The organism is Mycobacterium sp. E796 (assembly GCF_001672815.1).
Lineage (GTDB): Bacteria > Actinomycetota > Actinomycetes > Mycobacteriales > Mycobacteriaceae > Mycobacterium.
The window spans coordinates 1-16,336 of record NZ_LZKK01000255.1 but is presented as its reverse complement, the minus strand read 5'-3'; the positions used below and the strand labels follow the sequence as shown (position 1 = coordinate 16,336).

Sequence of the window (16,336 nt, the reverse complement as noted above, 5' to 3'; positions counted from 1 at the left end):
TCGAGATGATGCGCTACGTGGGCGACCGATTCCCGCTCATGCCGATTCCGAACTGGATGGACAACCCGATCGACCCGATCTCCATCCGCGACGTCTTGCACTATCTCGTCGCCGCGGCGTACCCCGATCGGGTGCCCGCGGGCGCCTACGACATCTCCGGGCCCACCACGACCTCCTACCGCGAGCTGCTCAAGACGTATGCGCGGATCTCCGGCAGGTGGCACGCCGCCGTGCCGGTCGGCCGGGTCGACACCGGGTTGGCATCGCTGGTCACCGGGGTCGCGCTGCCGGTGCCCCCGGGGCTGGCCGCGGACCTGGTCGAGTCGCTGGACCATCCCATGGTCGCGTCCGTCAGCGGCCTGCGCGATCGGGTGCCCGACCCGCCGGGGGGCCTGCTCGGCGTCGAGGACGCCATTGCCCTGGCATTGGCGGACCGGTCCGACCGCCGCCCCAGGCCCGTCAACGCCTTGACCGATCCCCATCAGCTGGCCGACAGCGACCCCGCGTGGGCCGGCGGCGACGCCCTGCGCATCCGCCGCCTGGCCCGCGCGATCACCCCGCGCGTCGCGCGGCCGACGCTGCGGCTGGTCAACAATGTCCCCGGACCGCTCGCCGGCGCGTTGCGCACCGGCCTCGACATCGTGCTCGCCCTGAACGCGAAGGTGCGTCCGGCATGACCCAGTCGACCACTCCGTATCGCGCCACGGTGGCCTCCGAATTGCGCCGTGCCATCACCAATGTCGCTGTGCCCCACAATGAACCGCCCGGTATGGTGCGGCGGCGGCGCGTCGTCGTCGCCATCACGCTCGCGGTCGGCGCGGCGGTGCTCGGGTTCTCGTTGCGCCGCCACCCGGGCGACACGAGCTTCTATTGGCTAACCCTGCTGCTGGCGGCCGTGTGGCTCACCGGTGGATTCCTCTCGGGCCCTTTGCATCTGGGGGGAATCTGTTGGCGCGGGCGCAACCAACGGCCCGTCATCACGGGCACCGTCATCGGCCTACTCCTCGGCGGCGCCTTCCTGGTGGGCGGACTGATCGCCCGAGAGATCCCCGCGGTCGCCGCATTGATCACGCGGGTGCTGCTGTACGCCCATCACGGGTATCTGCCGTTCATCGTGGCGATCACCGTGATCAACGGCGTGGCCGAAGAGATCTTCTTCCGCGGCGCGCTCTACACCGCGCTGGGCCGGCGCCGTCCGGTGGTGATTTCGACGCTGCTGTACGTCTGCGCGACCCTGGTCAGCGGGAATCCGATGCTCGGGTTCGCCGCGGTCATATTGGGAACGGTGTGCGCGCTCGAGCGCCGGGCCAGTGGCGGCGTGCTGGCGCCGGTGCTGACTCATTTCGTGTGGGGCCTGATCATGGTGCTCGCACTGCCCCCGCTGTTCGGTGTCTGACCGGCGCCACCGCGGCGCGCGCAAGGGCGCGCAACGCGGTAGTTCGTAAGGGTCGCAACGTAATCCAGTACAGCTGACCCGGCAGGCCGCACGGCACGAAGATCATCCGCTGCGTGTAGTCGCTTCCCCCGTCGTTCCGGGGCGTGATGATGATCTCGAGCCACCGCTGGCCCACCGAGCGCGACCGGGCGCGGAGCAGCAGCCGGCTGCCCGGCTCACGCTCCTGCACGCTCCAGCCACTGAACGGGCTGCGGGCGACTGCATGCTCGGCCGCCCGCCACACCTCGTCGGGTTGCGCGGCGGTCCGCGCGGTCCGCTCGTCGGAGTGGATGATCTCGCCGGCCCACGCCGGGTCGCTGGGCAGCGGCTCAGCCGGGTCCGACCGCAGGGATGCCCAGGTGGCCCCGTCGAGCCCGCGCGTCGCGCGGTCGAGCGCGAGTTCGACGGCGCGGCGGTAGCCCGTGAGGCCGCCCGCCGGCGGCGCGATGATGGAATCGATGTCCGAATTGCGCATCACCGCATCGCATTCCAGGGATTCGATCAGCGGTCGCGCCAGCCCGGGCGGGATGGGGGTGACGGCCCCGATCCAGAGGCTCGCGATGGTCGGTGTCAGGAACGGCAGCACGATCAGACGCCGCTTCCCCAGGCCCGCGACCTCGGCGTAGCCGCGCATCATGTCGCCGTACTCCAGTACGTCGGGTCCGCCGATGTCCCACGTCCCCGACGAAGGGACGGCCGCCGTCGCCGCGGCGGCCAGGTAATGCAGCACGTCGCGCACCGCGATGGGCTGAATCCTGTTGCGCACCCACTTCGGCGTGGTCATCACCGGCAACCGGTCGCTGAGGTGCCGGATCAATTCGAACGACGCCGAGCCCGACCCGATGACCACGCCGGCCTGCAGCACGACCGTCTCGATGCCCGAGTCGATCAGGGCCCGGCCGACGGCCGCGCGCGACTCGAGGTGTGCGGAGAGCTTGCCGCCCTCGGGATGCAGCCCGCTGAGGTACACCACCCGTCGCACCCCGGTGCGGCGAGCGGCCGCCACCACGTTGCGCACGGCGCGGTCTTCCTCGGCGGCGAAATCTTTGGCCGAGCCCATCGAATGGACCAGGTAATAGACGACGTCGATGCCGTCGAACGCCGCGGTCAGCGAGTTGGCGTCGCCGAGGTCGCCCCGGGCCACCTGCACCCGATCGCGCCACGGCACGCCGGCCAGCTTGCCGGGGTCGCGCGCCAGCGCGCGCACATCGTGGCCCTCGTCCAGCAGGCGGGGCACCAGCCGCGCACCGATGTAGCCGGTCGCCCCGGTCACCAGGCAGCGAACCATGCGACCTCCTTCCCTCGTGGGGGTATTCGGACCCGACGCGAGGAAGGATTGCCGGTTCTGCGGGGAAGTAAGCCCTTTAGCGGTCGGTGAAGCTGGCGGCGCGGCGCTCCTGGAAGGCCGTTGTGCCCTCCTTGAAGTCGTGCGACACCAGCAGGCGCGACTGCCCCTCGTATTCGCGCTGCAGCGCTGCGTCCAACTCGGTGAGTGTGGCCGCGTTGATGGCCTGCTTGGTCTTGGCGAACGCCACCGCCGGGCCCGCCAGCAGCCTCTCGATCACCTTGTCCGCCTCGGCCTCGAAGTCGTCGGCGGGATAGACGGCGGTCACCAGTCCCCAGGACAGGGCCTCGCTGGCCGGCAATCGTTCGGGCAGCAGCGCCATCTGCATCGCCCGGATCCGGCCGATCGCGGCGGCGATCAACGCCGACGCGCCGCCGTCGGGCATCAACCCGATCTTGGTGAAGGCGAGCATGAAAAACGCTTTGTCGGAAGCCAATACGACGTCACACGCCAGCGCGAGGGACACGCCCACGCCGGCCGCCGGTCCCTGGACGACGGCGACCACCGGGTGTGGCACCGCGGCGATGGCCCGCACCAGCCGGTTGATCTCCAGCACGATCTCGTCCGGCGGGACGCCGCCGCTGCCGGACATGTCGTCGGCGCTGATGCCCGCCCCGGAGCAGAAGCCGCGGCCGGCCCCGCCCAGGCGCACCACCCTGACGTCGGGGTCGGTGGCCGCCCGTTCCATCGCGTCGGCGATGCCGGTGATCACCGGGATCGTCAGGGAATTCAGGCTGTCGGGGCGGTTGATGGTCACCGACAGCACGCCGTCGGTCAGCGTGACGTCGAGGCCCGCTACGGGTGCGAGCGTGGCAATCCCAGATTCCGGCATGGGGCTCACCATATGTGACCGGGGTGCGCGGCCGCCGGGCGCGGCTGCGAAGATGCGATGGACGTCAGAGCGGACGAAAGGTCGGGTGCACCAATGGCGGGACCGCTGCAGGGATTGCGTGTTGTCGAGTTGTCCGGCATCGGGCCCGGCCCGCACGCCGCGATGATCCTGGGCGACCTCGGCGCGGACGTCGTCCGCGTCGACCGGCCCTCCGGGGCGCCGGGCGGGGTCGTGAAGGATTCCATGAGCCGAAACCGGCGCGTCGTGACCGCCGACCTCAAGTCCGACGAGGGACGCGACCTGGTGCTCAAGCTCGTCGCCAAGGCCGACGTGCTGATCGAGGGCTACCGGCCCGGGGTCACCGAGCGGCTCGGCCTGGGCCCCGAGGACTGCGCGAAGGTCAACGAGCGCCTGGTCTATGCCCGCATGACCGGCTGGGGCCAGACCGGCCCGCGCAGCCAGCAGGCGGGCCACGACATCAACTACATTTCGCTGAACGGGATCCTGCACGCCATCGGGCGGGCAAACGAGCGGCCGGTGCCGCCGCTGAACCTGGTCGGCGACTTCGGCGGCGGCTCGATGTTCCTGCTGGTCGGCATCCTGTCCGCGCTGTGGGAGCGGCAGACCTCCGGCAAGGGGCAGGTCGTCGACGCCGCCATGGTCGACGGGTCCAGCGTGCTGATCCAGATGATGTGGCAGATGCGGTCGTCCGGCATGTGGACCGACGTGCGCGGCACCAACATGCTTGACGGCGGCGCACCCTACTACGACACCTACGAGTGCGCCGACGGCCGCTATGTCGCCGTCGGCGCCATCGAGCCCCAGTTCTACGCGGCGATGCTGGCCGGGCTGGGCCTCGACGCCGCCGACCTGCCGCCGCAGAACGACGCCGCCCGCTGGCCCGAGTTGCGGGCGGTGCTGACCGAGACATTCGCCAGCCGCGACCGCGACCACTGGGCCAAGGTGTTCGCCGACTCGGACGCCTGCGTGACGCCGGTGCTGGCCTTCGGGGAGGTGCAGACCGAGCCGCACATCACCGAGCGCAACACCTTCTACGAGGTGAACGGGGGCCTGCAGCCGTTGCCGGCGCCGCGGTTCTCCCGCACCGCACCGGATGTTCCCCGCCCGGCGGAGCCGACGGCCGACATCGAATCGGTCCTGAAGGACTGGGTATAGTCGCCAACCAACTGGTTGGCTGGACGAGAGGGAAGGACCCGCATGGAGATCAAGGACGCCGTAGCTGTCGTCACCGGGGGAGCGTCGGGGCTGGGCCTGGCCACCACCAAGCGGCTGCTCGACGCCGGGGCGCAGGTGGTGGTGCTGGACCTGCGGGGTGAGGAGGCGGTCCGCGGGCTGGGGGAGCGCGCCCGCTTCGTCGAGGCCGACGTCACCGACGAGGCCGCCGTCTCCAAGGCGCTCGACGTGGCCGAATCGCTTGGCCCGCTGCGCATCGACGTCAACTGTGCCGGCATCGGCAACGCCATCAAGACGCTGTCCAAGGACGGCCCGTTCCCGCTGAGCGGTTTCAAGAAGGTGGTCGAGGTCAACCTGATCGGCACGTTCAACGTGCTGCGGCTGGCCGCGGAGCGCATCGCGAAGACTGAGCCGCTCGGTGAGGAGCGCGGCGTCATCATCAACACCGCCTCGGTCGCGGCGTTCGAGGGCCAGATCGGCCAGGCCGCCTACTCGGCGTCCAAGGGCGGCGTGGTCGGCATGACGCTGCCGATCGCCCGAGACCTGTCGCGCGAGCTGATCCGGGTGGTAACGATCGCGCCCGGGCTGTTCAAGACCCCGCTGCTGGGTTCGCTGCCCGAGGAGGCGCAGAAGTCGCTGGGCAAGCAGGTGCCGCACCCGGCCCGGCTCGGTGACCCCGACGAGTACGGCGCCCTCGCGGTGCACATCGTCGAGAACCCGATGCTCAACGGCGAAGTCATCCGCCTGGACGGCGCCATTCGGATGGCCCCCCGCTAAGCCGGTGAAACGAAAACCCCCCGCGATGCGCGGGGGGTTTTCGTCTCAAGCAAGATCAATCGCTATCGACGGAACCATCGGGTGATTGCGGGTTCGGCCATCAGCAGCCGTGCTAGCACGCTCATGGCGGTCAGCTTGCCGTAGGCAGCGTGTGCTGCTCTTCGAACTGCTCGGAGGTCTCGCCTTCCACCAGCACGTCGCCGTGGTAGAGAGCCTCGAAGTCAGCCTTGATGACGTCGGCACTCGAGTCGTCGATCCACATGACTATGAGCGTATGGGCCACCTCTAAGGAATCGATGAGTCACGATTCGGAAAATAATGGCAATTTACCGGCGGGTAGGTTTCCGGCGGGTAGGCCGGTGGCCGCCGGGACGGGATTGCCGCCATGACCCGCACGAATCCCGGCCATTTTCGGGGGCCGAACTCCTAGCCGCCGCAATGAAAACGCAGGGTTTCGGGCCGTTTGAACCATCCGCCCTCGGGGAGCCGTGTTAATGGATAGTGTTGTTTGACACCTGTCAGTTATCGCTGATAAGTTACCGCCCGGTCAGTGGCGGCCCAGCGTGACCGGCACGGCGGCGGGAGGACCGGGGACATGCTTCAAGCGATCGCTCGACTGGCTATTGCTGCGCCACGACGAATAGTTGCGATCGCGATTCTGGTCTTCATCGGGGCGGCCGTCTTCGGCATTCCCGTCGCCAAGAGTCTGTCACCCGGGGGCTTCCAAGACCCCAACTCGGAATCGGCGCACGCCATCCAGATCCTCACCGACAAGTTCGGGCAGAGCGGACAGCAGATGCTGGTCATGGTGACCTCGCCGGCGGGTGCCCAGAGCGACCAGGCGCGCAAGGTGGGCATCGACCTCGTCCGCGACCTACAGGGGTCGTCGTTGGTCTACAACGTGACCTCGGCCTGGACCGCACCGCCGCAGGCCGCCGCCGACCTGATCAGCAAGGACGGCAAGTCCGGCATGATCGTCATCAACCTCAAGGGCGGCGAGAACTACGCGCAGAGCAACGCCCAAACCTTGGCGGACCAATTCGTCCACGACCGCGACGGTGTCGCCGTCCGCGCCGGCGGCCCGGCGATGCAGTACGCGCAGATCAACAAGCAGAACCAGGAAGACCTGGTGGTCATGGAGATGATCGCGCTTCCGCTGAGCTTCCTGGTGCTGATCTGGGTGTTCGGTGGGCTGCTGGCGGCGGCGCTGCCGATGGCCCTCGGCGCGCTGGCCGTCGTCGGTTCGATGACGGTGCTGCGGCTGATCACGTTCACCACCGAGGTGTCGATCTTCGCCCTGAACCTCAGCACCGCCCTGGGCCTGGCGCTGGCGATCGATTACACCTTGCTGATCGTCAGCCGATACCGCGACGAGCTGGCCGAGGGCAGCGACCGGAACGAGGCGCTGATCCGGACCATGGCCACGTCCGGGCGCACCGTGCTGTTCTCCGCCGTCACCGTGGCGTTGTCGATGTCGGCGACGGTGGCGTTCCCCATGTACTTCCTGAAGTCCTTCGCCTATGCCGGCGTGGCCACCGTGGCCTTCGTCGCCACCGCATCCATCGTCGTGACCCCGGCCGCGATCGTGCTGCTGGGGGACCGGCTGGACTCGCTGGACGTGCGCCGCCTGATCCGCCACGCCCTGCGCCGCCCGGACCCGCTGCACCGGCCGGTCGAGCAGTGGTTCTGGTACCGGTCGAGCAAGTTCGTGATGCGGCGCTGGGCGCCGATCGGCCTGGCCGTCATGGCGCTGCTGTTGTTGCTGGGGCTGCCGTTCTTCTCGGTCAAGTGGGGCTTCCCCGACGACCGGGTACTGCCGGTTTCGGCGTCGTCGCATCAGGTCGGCGACGAGTTGCGCACCGGGTTTGCGCACGACTCCGCCACCGCTGTGCCCGTCGTCGTCCGTGACGTCCGCGGACTCAACCCGGGGGATCTGGACAAGTACGCCGCCGCCTTGTCCCGGGTTCCCGACGTCTCGGGCGTCTCGGCGCCGGGCGGGACCTTCGTGAACGGAAACCCGGTCGGACCGCCCGCCGCTGCCACCGGGTTGGTCGACGGCAGCGCGTTCTTGACCGTCAACAGCACGGCGCCACTGTTCACCCAGGCCAATGACACGCAGCTGAAGCGGTTGCACGGGGTGCCGGGGCCCGGCGGCCGATCCGTCGAAATGGGCGGCGTCGCGCAGATCAACCGGGACAGCGTCGACGCGGTGACGGACCGCCTTCCGCTGGTGCTGGGGCTGATGGCCGCGGTCACGTTCGTGTTGCTGTTTTTGCTCACCGGCAGCGTGGTGCTGCCCCTGAAGGCATTGGTGTGCAACGTGCTGTCGCTGAGCGCGGCGTTCGGGGCGCTGGTGTGGATTTTCCAGGACGGCCACCTCGGCGCGCTCGGCACCACGCCCAGCGGGACGCTGGTGGCGAACATGCCAGTGTTGTTGTTCTGCATAGCCTTTGGGCTGTCGATGGACTACGAGGTGTTCCTGATCTCCCGCATCCGGGAGTACTGGCTGGAGTACCGACCGGCGAACCCCACCGGCAAAGAGGCGCACGCCGCCAACGACGAAGCGGTGGCGCACGGCGTCGCGCGCACCGGACGGGTGATCACCGCGGCCGCGTTGGTGATGTCGATGTCGTTCGCCGCGCTGATCGCCGCGCACGTGTCCTTCATGCGGATGTTCGGGCTCGGCCTGGTGCTCGCCGTGTTCGCGGACGCCACCCTGGTGCGCATGGTTCTGGTCCCGGCCTTCATGCACGTGATGGGTCGCTGGAACTGGTGGGCGCCAAAGCCTTTAGTGTGGGTGCACGAGCGGTTCGGCATCAGCGAGGCGCCCTCCGAGATAGCGCTTCACCCGGAGCCGACCGGGGAGCCGGTGCAGCACAACGGGCACCCGGTCCACGAATCGGTGACCCGCATTGGTTGACGTATCGGCCGACGGCCTGCGTCGCGCCAGGGCGCCTCGCGGCTCGGGCGAGCGCCTGCACGACGAGATCCTGGCCGCGGCCACCGAACTGCTGTTGGAAACTGGGCACGCGCGATCGGTCTCGATCCGCTCGGTGGCACAACGCGTCGGCGTCACGCCGCCCTCGATCTATCTGCATTTCGCCGACAAGGACGCCCTGCTGGACGCGGTGTGCGCGCGCTACTTCGAAAGGCTGAACCCCGAAATGCGGCGCCTGGCCGCCGAGTACACCTCCCCGGTGGAGGTGTTGCGCGCCCAGGGCCTGGCCTATGTCCGGCTCGCGGTCCAGACCCCGGAGTTGTACCGGATCGCCACTATGGGTGAGTGGCGCTCCGGGAGCAGCGTCGACGCCACGCTGAGCAACTCCGCGTTCGAGCACATCCGCGCCACCGTGCAGCGGCTGATGGACGACGGCACCTACCGCCCGGTCGACCCGACCACCGTCGCGCTGGAATTGTGGAGCGCGCTGCACGGCGTCGCGGCCATGTTGATCGCCAAGCCGCACCTGCCGTTCGGCGACGCCGAGGCGTTTGCCGACCGGGTGCTGTCCTCCGTGTTCTGTGGGCAATTGGTAATGGGATACTGCGGCCGAGACGCCACACCCCAGATGTTGGCGGCATGGGTGGCGGCGCATCGGCCGCCGGAGGAGTCGCAGAAATGACGCAGGCAGCCGAGCGCACGATCGACCACCCGTTCTTTGCGCGCGTTTGGCCCGTCGTCGCCGCCCACGAGACCGAGGCGGTTCGGGCGCTGCGCCGGGAGAACGTGGCCGGGCTGTCGGGGCGGGTGCTGGAAATCGGCGCGGGTGTCGGGACGAACTTCGCCAACTATCCGCCGACGGTCGAGCAGGTAGTCGCCGTCGAGCCCGAGCCCCGGCTGAGAGCTCACGCCCGGCTCGCGGCCGAGGCGGCGCCGGTGCCGGTCGTGGTGATCGGGGAGACCGCCGAGGCGTTCAGCGACGGCGAGCTCTTCGATGCCGTCGTGTGCTCGCTGGTGTTGTGCTCGGTGCACGACGTTCCCGGGGTGCTGAGCCGGATGTACTCACTGCTGCGGCCGGGCGGCGAACTGCGATTCCTCGAGCATGTGGCCAGCGCCGGCGGGCGCGGCCGGCTGCAACGGTTTGCCGACGCGACGCTGTGGCCCAGGCTGTTCGGCAACTGCCACACCCATCGCGACACCGAGCGCGCGATCGTCGACGCCGGTTTCGAGGTGGACGCGTCGCGGCGGGAGTGGACGCTGCCGGTATGGGCGCCGTTGCCGGTGTCGGAGCTGGCGCTGGGCCGCGCCCGCCGGCCCTAGTTCTTTTCGCCGAGACTGCGCTCAGCGCGTCGGACGGGGGGTAAATCGCGATCTGTGCGCAGTCTCGAGGGCTATGGAGAATTAAGCAGCGCGGGGAGCCGCTGCAGCAGCTCCGGCAACGCCTGGCTCGCGCTCTCGCGAATGCTGATCGTGGCGCTGCGGGTGAGCGGCGTCGGCTCGGGGTTGACCTCAACGACGACGGCGCCGCGGGACAGCGCCAGGTCCGGCAGCCCGGCCGCCGGGTAGACGATCGCCGAGGTCCCCACCACGACCATCACGTCGGCGGCCTGGGTCGCATCCACCGCGCTCTGCCACGGCTCGTCGGGCAGCGGCTCACCGAACCACACGATGTCCGGCCGGATCAGGCCGCCGCAGTGGCACACCGGGGGTTCGACCTCCAGCGCCGGCTCGGCCATTCGGGGCAGCGGGCCGGTGTAGTCCATATCGCAACGGTCACAACGGAATTCGAACAGACTGCCGTGTAAGTGGTGCACCGGGCTGCTGCCGGCGCGCTCGTGCAGGTCATCGACGTTCTGGGTGACCACGGTGACATCCGCGTGGTCCTGCCACGCGGCGATGGCGAGGTGCCCGGCGTTGGGTTGGACGTCGGCGACGAGGTAGTGGCGCCACAGATACCAGCCCCAGACCCGTTCGGGGTTCTTGCGCCACCCTTGCGTGCTGGACAGCTCGTAGGGATCGAAGCGGGCCCACAATCCGTTCTTGTCATCCCGGAATGTCGGCACGCCGCTCTCCGCGGAAATCCCCGCGCCGCTGAGCACAGTTACTCGCATCCCACAAAGATAGTCGTGCTTGGGACATACTGAAGAAGTGGAGCTGCGGGATTGGCTGAAGGTCGACGTGAAGGCGGGCAAACCGCTGTTCGACCAGCTCAGAACGCAGGTCATCGACGGGGTCCGGGCGGGTGCGTTGCCACCCGGATCCCGGCTCCCGACGGTGCGTGACCTGGCGGGCCAGCTCGGGGTCGCGGCAAACACCGTGGCGCGGGCCTACCGCGAGCTCGAGTCGGCGGCGATCGTCGAAACGCGCGGGCGCTTCGGCACTTTCATCTCCCGCTTCGATCCGACCGACGCCGCGATGGCGGCGGCCGCCAAGGAGTACGTCGAGGTGGCCAGGGCGCTGGGGTTGACCAAGTCTGACGCGATGCGCTACCTGACCAACGTCCCCGACGAGTGACGTTGGCGCTCAAGGCAATCAGCGCAGAACTTTGTCCAGCGTGCGCAAGTTGCGGGTCGTGGTCGAGGACTTGTAGCGCGGCTTACCCATCGTCTTGCCGATCGTGCTGTCCAGAGTGCTGCCCTTGGGAACCTGCCAGTAGACGACGCCGTCACCGCGGCTGATCTTCTCGTCGGCGCCGCCGCCCGACTTGGCGAGTTCGTCGAGCACCCCCTCGTCGGCGACGAAGGTGACGTAGGACTGGTACCCCTCGACCTCGCGCTCGAACGGGTAGGCCTCGACGACGGCGCGCACCGTGTCGATGTCGTACACCAGCACCCACGCGTCATAGCCGAACCTCTCGCGCAGCGTGGCCTCGGCCTTCTTGCGCACAGCGGCCGCCCCGGCGGACGACTCGAGCAGCACGTTGCCGCTGGCCAAGATCGTTCGGACATTGGCGAACCCCACCTCGGTCAACGCGCTGGCGACCTCGGCCATTTTGAGGTTGACGCCGCCGACGTTGACGCCACGCAGGAACGCCGCGTATTTGGTCATGTCCCGATTTCACCACGACGTAGGCTCGGTGCATGGGACGCCAAGTCTTCGACGACAAGCTGCTGGCCGTGATCAGCGGGAACTCCCTCGGGGTGCTGGCCACCATCAAGCGCGACGGGCGGCCCCAACTGTCGAACGTGAGCTATCACTTCGACCCGCGTGAGCTGGTGGTGCGCGTGTCGATCACCGAGCCGCGCGCCAAGACCCGCAACCTGCGCCGCGACCCGCGCGCCTCGATCCTGGTCGACGCCGACGACGGATGGTCGTATGCCGTCGCCGAGGGCACGGCGGAACTGACGCCCCCGGCCGCCGCGCCCGACGACGACACCGTCGAGGGTCTGATTGCCTTGTATCGCAACATCGCCGGCGAGCATCCGGACTGGGACGAGTACCGCGAGGCGATGGTCACCGACCGGCGGGTGCTGATGACGCTGCGGATTTCGCACGTCTACGGCATGCCGCCGGGCAAGCGGTAAAAACCACAAGCCAGGCGCGGCCGTCCAGGCTAGGCTTCCGGTATGGCCGAATCGAAACCGCAAGAAGAGGACGACACGAAGCGCAAGTTCCGTGAAGCCCTCGATCGCAAGAAGGCCAAGGCGTCGGGCGCTTCGGAGCACAAAGACGGTGGCGACAAGCACCCGCGCGCGCACGGCCCCGTGGAGAGCCGCCGCGAATTTCGCCGCAAGAGCGGCTAATTCATGTGCGCCCTGTCCACCAGCTGCGGGGTCAGGCCGAATCGATCAACGAGCAGCAGCCAGTCGCCGGCCGCGACCGAATAATCGGCCGGCCGGTTCACCCGACCCGGGACCGTGCCGCGCCACGCGAACCGCGATGAGAAGTCCAGCACGCCGCGGTACTCCTGGCATCCGATCGGCATCGGTTCCACGCCGGGAACGCACAGCACGAGAACGGGCGACGGCTTGGGTTGCTTGTAGGACGGGCCGTTTCGCCACCGCCGGCATTTGTAGGTTTCCGGCGTCGCGGTCACCTGCGCACACGGAGCCGTCGCGATGACCGCCCCGTTGCTCGCGTCGACCACGCGGATCGAATCCGCACCCAGCTCCAGGGCCACCAGTGGTTGCGAGGACGACGCGAAGAGTCGTTGTTTGCCGACGACGGACCACGTCGACATCTGTTGCGCCAATTCCATGTTGGGATACAGCAGACAGCGAGCGAGTTCCGTCGGCCCGGGTTGGTGCGCAGCCAAGCGACTTCGGCGGCCGACGATGGCGAGCAGCTCGTCGAAATCCGGCGGCCACAACCAGGCGTCGACGTAGCCCTGGGGCGGCTCGTCGAGCCGCGTTCCGGCGGCCACGCGATGATCCCGTCCACCGAGGACAAAGTGATGGCTACGGGACCGCAGATGCAGCGCGCTACCCATCACCTTGGTCGCGCTGCCGTACGCCCAGAGGCCAAGCGTCGCATTACTGAACGAGAAGACACCACCGTGCCGCTTCTTGACGGTGACCTCGTCGCCAGTGACGGAGATGCGGACCTCCCCGGTGGCGCGCCACCCGACATAGAGCAGCGCGATCACGACGAGGACGATGCCGACCACGGCGGCGGTGGGCGTGTGCTCCCATCCCGCGGGGGCGTGCTCCGCCAGGTAGATGCCCCCGTAGACCGCCGCCAGCGCCAACCCCATGACGATGAAGTAAATCCAGTTGGGGCGCGCCTCGTCGGTGATCATTTTCGACATCGCTTTGGACAGCGGGAACGGGAGCTTGGCCACGAACTGACGTCCGGCGGCCGACTCGTCCCGCACACTCATCCCGAAAGGATGCCACCGGTTCAGTCGGGTGTGAACAGGCCGATCGACGGGTCGTCCTGGCCGGGTTGGCCGCGCAGGCTGCCGCGGGTGCTCGGGTGTCCGAAGTCCAGTTTCGACGGGTCGTTCTGATAGGCCCAGTCCGCGACGATCGTGCGTTGACTGAACTTCCAGCGGCCGTCGTGTTTGAGGTACTGGTCCAGATACCGGCCGCCGATGATGACGTCGATGTCGTGTTCGGGACCGGCGAAGGTGTGAAACACCAGGCAGTAGATCTCACCGCGGCCCGCGTCGCCCTCGATCACGAAATTCGTTGTGGTGACGTTGTGTTGGGAGACACGCAGGTAGGTTTCAGCGGCGCGCAGCTGGGCGATGAACTGCTCGACGCCACCCGTCGAGAACGAGCCGTGCGAGTCGGTCGCGTTTGGGTGGTAGAGGGCGCGCAGCGCTTGATAATCGGCGCGGTCGACGGCGCGGCAGTAGGCATTGACGAGCTGATGCAGTTCGTCTCGGGCCAGCAGCAGTTCCAATTTGGCCTCATCCACCACCACGCCACGATAGCCCGGTGGTCAGGGCGCTAGAGTCGGCGTATGTCGAAGCTCTGCCTGGCGCAGCAGCCCGAGGCCGACGCGCTGCTGGAAGATGACCCGTTCGCGTTGCTGATCGGCATGCTGCTGGACCAACAGGTGCCGTTCGAGACCGCGTTCGCGGGACCGAAGAAGATCGCGGACCGGATGGGCGGCCTGGACGCCGGCGAGATCGCCGCCTACGACCCGGACAAGTTCGCCGCACTGTGCGCGGAAAGGCCTGCGGTGCACCGCTTCCCGGGGTCGATGGCCAAGCGCATCCAGGCCCTGGCGCAGATCATCGTGGATGACTACGACGGCGACGCCGCCGGACTGTGGAAGGCCGGTCAGCCCGACGGCAAGGAGCTGCTGCGCCGGCTCAAGGGGCTGCCCGGTTTCGGCGAGCAGAAGGCTAAGATCTTCCTGGCGCTGCTCGGCAAGCAGTACGGCGTGACGCCGACGGGCTGGCGCGAGGCGGCCGGCGATTTCGGCAAGGCCGGCACGCACCTGTCCGTCGCCGACATCGTCGACGCCCATTCCCTCGGACAGGTGCGGTCGTATAAGAAGCAGATGAAGGCAGCAGCGAAGGGAAAGGCGGCAACGTGAAGACACACATCACGTGTCCGTGCGGCGAAGCCATCACGGGCAAGGACGAGGACGAGCTGGTCGAGCTCACCCAGGCTCACCTCGCCAGCGCCCACCCGGGCCTCGAGTACGACCGTGACGCCATCCTGTTCATGGCCTACTAGCTAGCCGCCGTCCGTCGCCGAAAGCTGCTGCAACACGCGCAGGAACAGGCGACGGTCTTCGGCGGACAGCCTCCCGAGCCAGCGCTCTTCGCCGCGCTGAATGTCTTCCTGCGCGGCATCTTTCGCGGCCCGACCGGCCTCGCTGAGTTCAAGCAGGCGCACGCGACGGTCGTCCGGGTCGGGCCGGCGCTCGATATACCCCCGGTCCTGCAAGTCGTCGAGCGTGGGGATGATGCGCGTCTTGTCGGCGCCGATCGCCTCGGCGAGCGCGGCCTGGCTGCGCACCGGCGAGCGATCGAGCGCGCTCATCACGATGTAGCCCCACATCGACAACCCGTGTGCTTCCAGCACCGGGACCTCGGCCGCCATCATCTCGCGAACCAGCGGCCCCATCATCGCCGCGAGATCGGGACGCCTCGCCCTCGCCATGCTGGAAGCGTAGCGTTGACAGATAATATGCGTACGCATACGATCTGCGAATGCATACTATTTCAGACGTCCGACCGTTCCACCGCGCCGCCGTGCAGGCTTCCGTCGACGTCGTCGCGGGCGTCACGCGCGACGACCTGTCCCGGCCGACGCCCTGCGCGGGCTGGGACCTGCTCGACCTGCTCGCCCACATGACCGCGCAGCATCGGGGGTTCGCCGCGGCCGCCCGCGGCCACGGCGACAGCGCGACCGTTTGGGCGGCGGACGGCGTGGTCGAGGCGGTCGCGGGCGATCCCGGCGGCACCTACGCCGCGGCCGCCGCCGACGTGCTCGACGCCTTCGCCGCCGACGGCGTGCTCGACGCGAGTTTCTCGTTGCCCGATTTCGGGCCGGGGGCGGCCTTTCCCGGCGCGATCGCGATCGGCTTCCACTTCGTGGACTACGTGGTGCACGGCTGGGACGTCGCGCGGAGCATCGGCGCCCCCTTTGCGCTTCCGGACGACGTCGTGGCCGCCGTGCTACCGCTGGTGTTCGTGATCCCGGATGGTGAGTACCGGACGACGGTCGGCGCCCCGTTCGGCCCGGCCGTCACCGCGCCCGACGGAGCGAGCGACCTCGACCGCATCCTCGGCCACCTCGGCCGCTCGCCCGCCTGGAACGCTTAGAACTAGGGCACCACCGTCGAGCCGATGGTGGGCATGAACTGGCACTGCTTTTCCTTGGTGGTGACCTGCCCGAAGATCGTCGACATGATGCTGCCCGAGCCGGTGTCGACGATCGCCGTCAGCGTCGTCGGCCCATCCCCGTTGATGTCGGTGCGCGGCTTGAGCGCAACCGTCCCGGACTTGCCCGTGGTGAGGTTGACCCAGGTGACGTTCAACGGCAGCTTCTGCACCTCGGCGGGCCCCGGCGTGCCGACCGCGGTGAACACGTAGGCGGTCTGGCCAGGCCCGGGTCCCGGTGTCGGGATCTTGGCCGGCCCCGCCACCGACAGCGCGGTCGCGATCGAACTGCTGCCATCCGCAAGGCAATTCGTGCCGATCGACGGGTACATGAAGTCCTGCGTGGGCGGGGCGTCAGGACCCAGGCTTGGCGCCGGAGCCGGTGCGGGAGCTGGCGCGGCGTCCGGCGCGGGAGCCGGTGCGGGGGCCGGTGCCGCGGCGGGTGCCGGCGGCGTTGGCGCGGTGGCCGCGACGGGCTCGGTTCCCGGCGCCGCGGCGGGCGGCATCGGCGCGGAGGGGGCCGCGGGAGGGGC

Annotated in this window: 20 protein-coding genes and 2 pseudogenes; 13 read left to right on the top strand and 9 right to left on the bottom strand. The window is 68.8% G+C overall.

The genetic code is table 11. The annotated features are described in order from the left end of the window. Together A5706_RS19285 and A5706_RS19280 are read left to right on the top strand one after the other, a co-directional pair. A pseudogene (locus tag A5706_RS19285) lies at positions 1 to 677 on the top strand (NAD-dependent epimerase); the annotation flags it as partial. Next, a complete protein-coding gene (locus tag A5706_RS19280; RefSeq protein WP_068133814.1) occupies positions 674 to 1,396 on the top strand; it encodes a CPBP family intramembrane glutamic endopeptidase in 723 nt (240 codons plus the stop codon). The pseudogene A5706_RS19285 and the gene A5706_RS19280, both read left to right, overlap by 4 nt. Here A5706_RS19280 and A5706_RS19275 read toward each other — a convergent pair. Both A5706_RS19275 and A5706_RS19270 read right to left on the bottom strand, forming a co-directional pair. Further along, on the bottom strand, positions 1,359 to 2,723 hold the full coding sequence (locus tag A5706_RS19275; protein WP_068133812.1) for a DUF2867 domain-containing protein: 1,365 nt from the start codon (positions 2,721 to 2,723) through the stop codon (positions 1,359 to 1,361). The two genes, A5706_RS19280 and A5706_RS19275, sit on opposite strands and share 38 nt — an antisense overlap. Positions 2,724 to 2,799: 76 nt before the next feature. Next, entirely contained in the window at positions 2,800 to 3,612 is an 813-nt protein-coding gene (locus A5706_RS19270; protein ID WP_068133823.1) for an enoyl-CoA hydratase, read from the bottom strand. Positions 3,613 to 3,705: 93 nt separating this feature from the next. On the opposite strand from A5706_RS19270, the gene A5706_RS19265 reads away from it, so the two are divergent. Both A5706_RS19265 and A5706_RS19260 read left to right on the top strand, forming a co-directional pair. Continuing rightward, positions 3,706 to 4,788: a CaiB/BaiF CoA-transferase family protein gene (locus A5706_RS19265; RefSeq protein ID WP_068133808.1), complete on the top strand. Its 1,083-nt coding sequence runs from the start codon at positions 3,706 to 3,708 to the stop codon at positions 4,786 to 4,788. A gap of 42 nt (positions 4,789 to 4,830) precedes the next feature. Next, positions 4,831 to 5,583 carry a 3-hydroxyacyl-CoA dehydrogenase gene (locus A5706_RS19260; protein ID WP_068133805.1) on the top strand — a complete coding sequence of 251 codons (753 nt, stop codon included), beginning with the start codon at positions 4,831 to 4,833 and terminating at the stop codon, positions 5,581 to 5,583. Between the two features lie 130 nt (positions 5,584 to 5,713). Here A5706_RS19260 and A5706_RS34810 read toward each other — a convergent pair whose 3' ends face one another. Next, complete coding sequence (locus tag A5706_RS34810; protein ID WP_156767229.1) at positions 5,714 to 5,845, bottom strand: hypothetical protein; 132 nt, start codon at positions 5,843 to 5,845, stop codon at positions 5,714 to 5,716. Between the two features lie 333 nt (positions 5,846 to 6,178). Between A5706_RS34810 and A5706_RS19255 the strand changes: the two genes are divergently transcribed. Genes A5706_RS19255 through A5706_RS19245 form a run of 3 tightly spaced genes read left to right on the top strand, consistent with a single transcriptional unit; the run spans position 6,179 to position 9,841 of the window. Next, entirely contained in the window at positions 6,179 to 8,503 is a 2,325-nt protein-coding gene (locus A5706_RS19255; RefSeq protein ID WP_068133820.1) for an MMPL family transporter, read from the top strand. Continuing rightward, a complete protein-coding gene (locus A5706_RS19250) occupies positions 8,496 to 9,203 on the top strand; it encodes a TetR/AcrR family transcriptional regulator (protein ID WP_231985355.1) in 708 nt (235 codons plus the stop codon). Before A5706_RS19255 ends, A5706_RS19250 begins: the two co-directional genes overlap by 8 nt. Beyond that, positions 9,200 to 9,841: a class I SAM-dependent methyltransferase gene (locus A5706_RS19245; protein WP_068133803.1), complete on the top strand. Its 642-nt coding sequence runs from the start codon at positions 9,200 to 9,202 to the stop codon at positions 9,839 to 9,841. The genes A5706_RS19250 and A5706_RS19245 overlap by 4 nt, the downstream gene beginning before the upstream one ends. Before the next feature lie 71 nt (positions 9,842 to 9,912). Here the strand turns inward: A5706_RS19245 and A5706_RS19240 are convergent, their stop codons facing one another. Beyond that, complete coding sequence (locus A5706_RS19240; protein WP_068133799.1) at positions 9,913 to 10,632, bottom strand: NAD-dependent deacylase; 720 nt, start codon at positions 10,630 to 10,632, stop codon at positions 9,913 to 9,915. A 37-nt stretch (positions 10,633 to 10,669) separates the two neighbouring features. On the opposite strand from A5706_RS19240, the gene A5706_RS19235 reads away from it, so the two are divergent. Next, positions 10,670 to 11,035: a GntR family transcriptional regulator gene (locus A5706_RS19235; RefSeq protein WP_068133795.1), complete on the top strand. Its 366-nt coding sequence runs from the start codon at positions 10,670 to 10,672 to the stop codon at positions 11,033 to 11,035. 18 nt (positions 11,036 to 11,053) lie between these two features. On the opposite strand, the gene A5706_RS19230 is transcribed toward A5706_RS19235, so the two are convergent. Continuing rightward, positions 11,054 to 11,569 carry a DUF1697 domain-containing protein gene (locus A5706_RS19230; protein ID WP_068133793.1) on the bottom strand — a complete coding sequence of 172 codons (516 nt, stop codon included), beginning with the start codon at positions 11,567 to 11,569 and terminating at the stop codon, positions 11,054 to 11,056. Between the two features lie 32 nt (positions 11,570 to 11,601). Here A5706_RS19230 and A5706_RS19225 point away from each other — a divergent pair, with 32 nt between their 5' ends. Together A5706_RS19225 and A5706_RS33140 are read left to right on the top strand one after the other, a co-directional pair. Next, positions 11,602 to 12,045, top strand: coding sequence for a PPOX class F420-dependent oxidoreductase (locus tag A5706_RS19225; RefSeq protein ID WP_068103050.1), 444 nt, complete (start codon positions 11,602 to 11,604; stop codon positions 12,043 to 12,045). Positions 12,046 to 12,087: 42 nt separating this feature from the next. Next, complete coding sequence (locus A5706_RS33140; RefSeq protein ID WP_156767228.1) at positions 12,088 to 12,264, top strand: DUF5302 domain-containing protein; 177 nt, start codon at positions 12,088 to 12,090, stop codon at positions 12,262 to 12,264. On the opposite strand, the gene A5706_RS19220 is transcribed toward A5706_RS33140, so the two are convergent. Beyond that, the gene (locus A5706_RS19220; protein ID WP_068133791.1) at positions 12,261 to 13,340 is read right to left on the bottom strand and encodes a hypothetical protein; all 1,080 of its coding nucleotides are present in this window, start codon (positions 13,338 to 13,340) and stop codon (positions 12,261 to 12,263) included. The two genes, A5706_RS33140 and A5706_RS19220, sit on opposite strands and share 4 nt — an antisense overlap. Positions 13,341 to 13,360: 20 nt before the next feature. Then, on the bottom strand, positions 13,361 to 13,888 hold the full coding sequence (locus A5706_RS19215; protein ID WP_068133788.1) for a nuclear transport factor 2 family protein: 528 nt from the start codon (positions 13,886 to 13,888) through the stop codon (positions 13,361 to 13,363). Positions 13,889 to 13,927: 39 nt separating this feature from the next. On the opposite strand from A5706_RS19215, the gene A5706_RS19210 reads away from it, so the two are divergent. Then, complete coding sequence (locus A5706_RS19210; protein ID WP_068133785.1) at positions 13,928 to 14,509, top strand: HhH-GPD-type base excision DNA repair protein; 582 nt, start codon at positions 13,928 to 13,930, stop codon at positions 14,507 to 14,509. Then, complete coding sequence (locus A5706_RS19205; RefSeq protein WP_068103058.1) at positions 14,506 to 14,652, top strand: DUF1059 domain-containing protein; 147 nt, start codon at positions 14,506 to 14,508, stop codon at positions 14,650 to 14,652. The genes A5706_RS19210 and A5706_RS19205 overlap by 4 nt, the downstream gene beginning before the upstream one ends. On the opposite strand, the gene A5706_RS19200 is transcribed toward A5706_RS19205, so the two are convergent. Continuing rightward, entirely contained in the window at positions 14,653 to 15,081 is a 429-nt protein-coding gene (locus tag A5706_RS19200) for a MarR family winged helix-turn-helix transcriptional regulator (RefSeq protein ID WP_068133783.1), read from the bottom strand. Positions 15,082 to 15,131: 50 nt separating this feature from the next. Here A5706_RS19200 and A5706_RS19195 point away from each other — a divergent pair, with 50 nt between their 5' ends. Beyond that, complete coding sequence (locus tag A5706_RS19195; RefSeq protein ID WP_082964491.1) at positions 15,132 to 15,746, top strand: TIGR03086 family metal-binding protein; 615 nt, start codon at positions 15,132 to 15,134, stop codon at positions 15,744 to 15,746. Positions 15,747 to 15,748: 2 nt separating this feature from the next. Here A5706_RS19195 and A5706_RS19190 read toward each other — a convergent pair. After that, positions 15,749 to 16,336, bottom strand: a pseudogene (locus A5706_RS19190) (hypothetical protein); the annotation flags it as partial.

Excerpts from the sequence above, each read along its gene's own strand:
- A5706_RS19270 (WP_068133823.1), bottom strand. The coding sequence starts at position 3,612 with ATGCCGGAATCTGGGATTGCCACGCTCGCACCCGTAGCGGGCCTCGAC.
- A5706_RS19200 (WP_068133783.1), bottom strand. The coding sequence starts at position 15,081 with ATGGCGAGGGCGAGGCGTCCCGATCTCGCGGCGATGATGGGGCCGCTG.
- A5706_RS19260 (WP_068133805.1), top strand. The coding sequence starts at position 4,831 with ATGGAGATCAAGGACGCCGTAGCTGTCGTCACCGGGGGAGCGTCGGGG.
- A5706_RS19195 (WP_082964491.1), top strand. The coding sequence starts at position 15,132 with ATGCATACTATTTCAGACGTCCGACCGTTCCACCGCGCCGCCGTGCAG.
- A5706_RS19230 (WP_068133793.1), bottom strand. The coding sequence starts at position 11,569 with ATGACCAAATACGCGGCGTTCCTGCGTGGCGTCAACGTCGGCGGCGTC.
- A5706_RS19240 (WP_068133799.1), bottom strand. The coding sequence starts at position 10,632 with ATGCGAGTAACTGTGCTCAGCGGCGCGGGGATTTCCGCGGAGAGCGGC.
- A5706_RS19280 (WP_068133814.1), top strand. The coding sequence starts at position 674 with ATGACCCAGTCGACCACTCCGTATCGCGCCACGGTGGCCTCCGAATTG.
- A5706_RS33140 (WP_156767228.1), top strand. The coding sequence starts at position 12,088 with ATGGCCGAATCGAAACCGCAAGAAGAGGACGACACGAAGCGCAAGTTC.
- A5706_RS19245 (WP_068133803.1), top strand. The coding sequence starts at position 9,200 with ATGACGCAGGCAGCCGAGCGCACGATCGACCACCCGTTCTTTGCGCGC.
- A5706_RS34810 (WP_156767229.1), bottom strand. The coding sequence starts at position 5,845 with ATGTGGATCGACGACTCGAGTGCCGACGTCATCAAGGCTGACTTCGAG.
- A5706_RS19275 (WP_068133812.1), bottom strand. The coding sequence starts at position 2,723 with ATGGTTCGCTGCCTGGTGACCGGGGCGACCGGCTACATCGGTGCGCGG.
- A5706_RS19210 (WP_068133785.1), top strand. The coding sequence starts at position 13,928 with ATGTCGAAGCTCTGCCTGGCGCAGCAGCCCGAGGCCGACGCGCTGCTG.
- A5706_RS19255 (WP_068133820.1), top strand. The coding sequence starts at position 6,179 with ATGCTTCAAGCGATCGCTCGACTGGCTATTGCTGCGCCACGACGAATA.
- A5706_RS19220 (WP_068133791.1), bottom strand. The coding sequence starts at position 13,340 with ATGAGTGTGCGGGACGAGTCGGCCGCCGGACGTCAGTTCGTGGCCAAG.
- A5706_RS19265 (WP_068133808.1), top strand. The coding sequence starts at position 3,706 with ATGGCGGGACCGCTGCAGGGATTGCGTGTTGTCGAGTTGTCCGGCATC.
- A5706_RS19225 (WP_068103050.1), top strand. The coding sequence starts at position 11,602 with ATGGGACGCCAAGTCTTCGACGACAAGCTGCTGGCCGTGATCAGCGGG.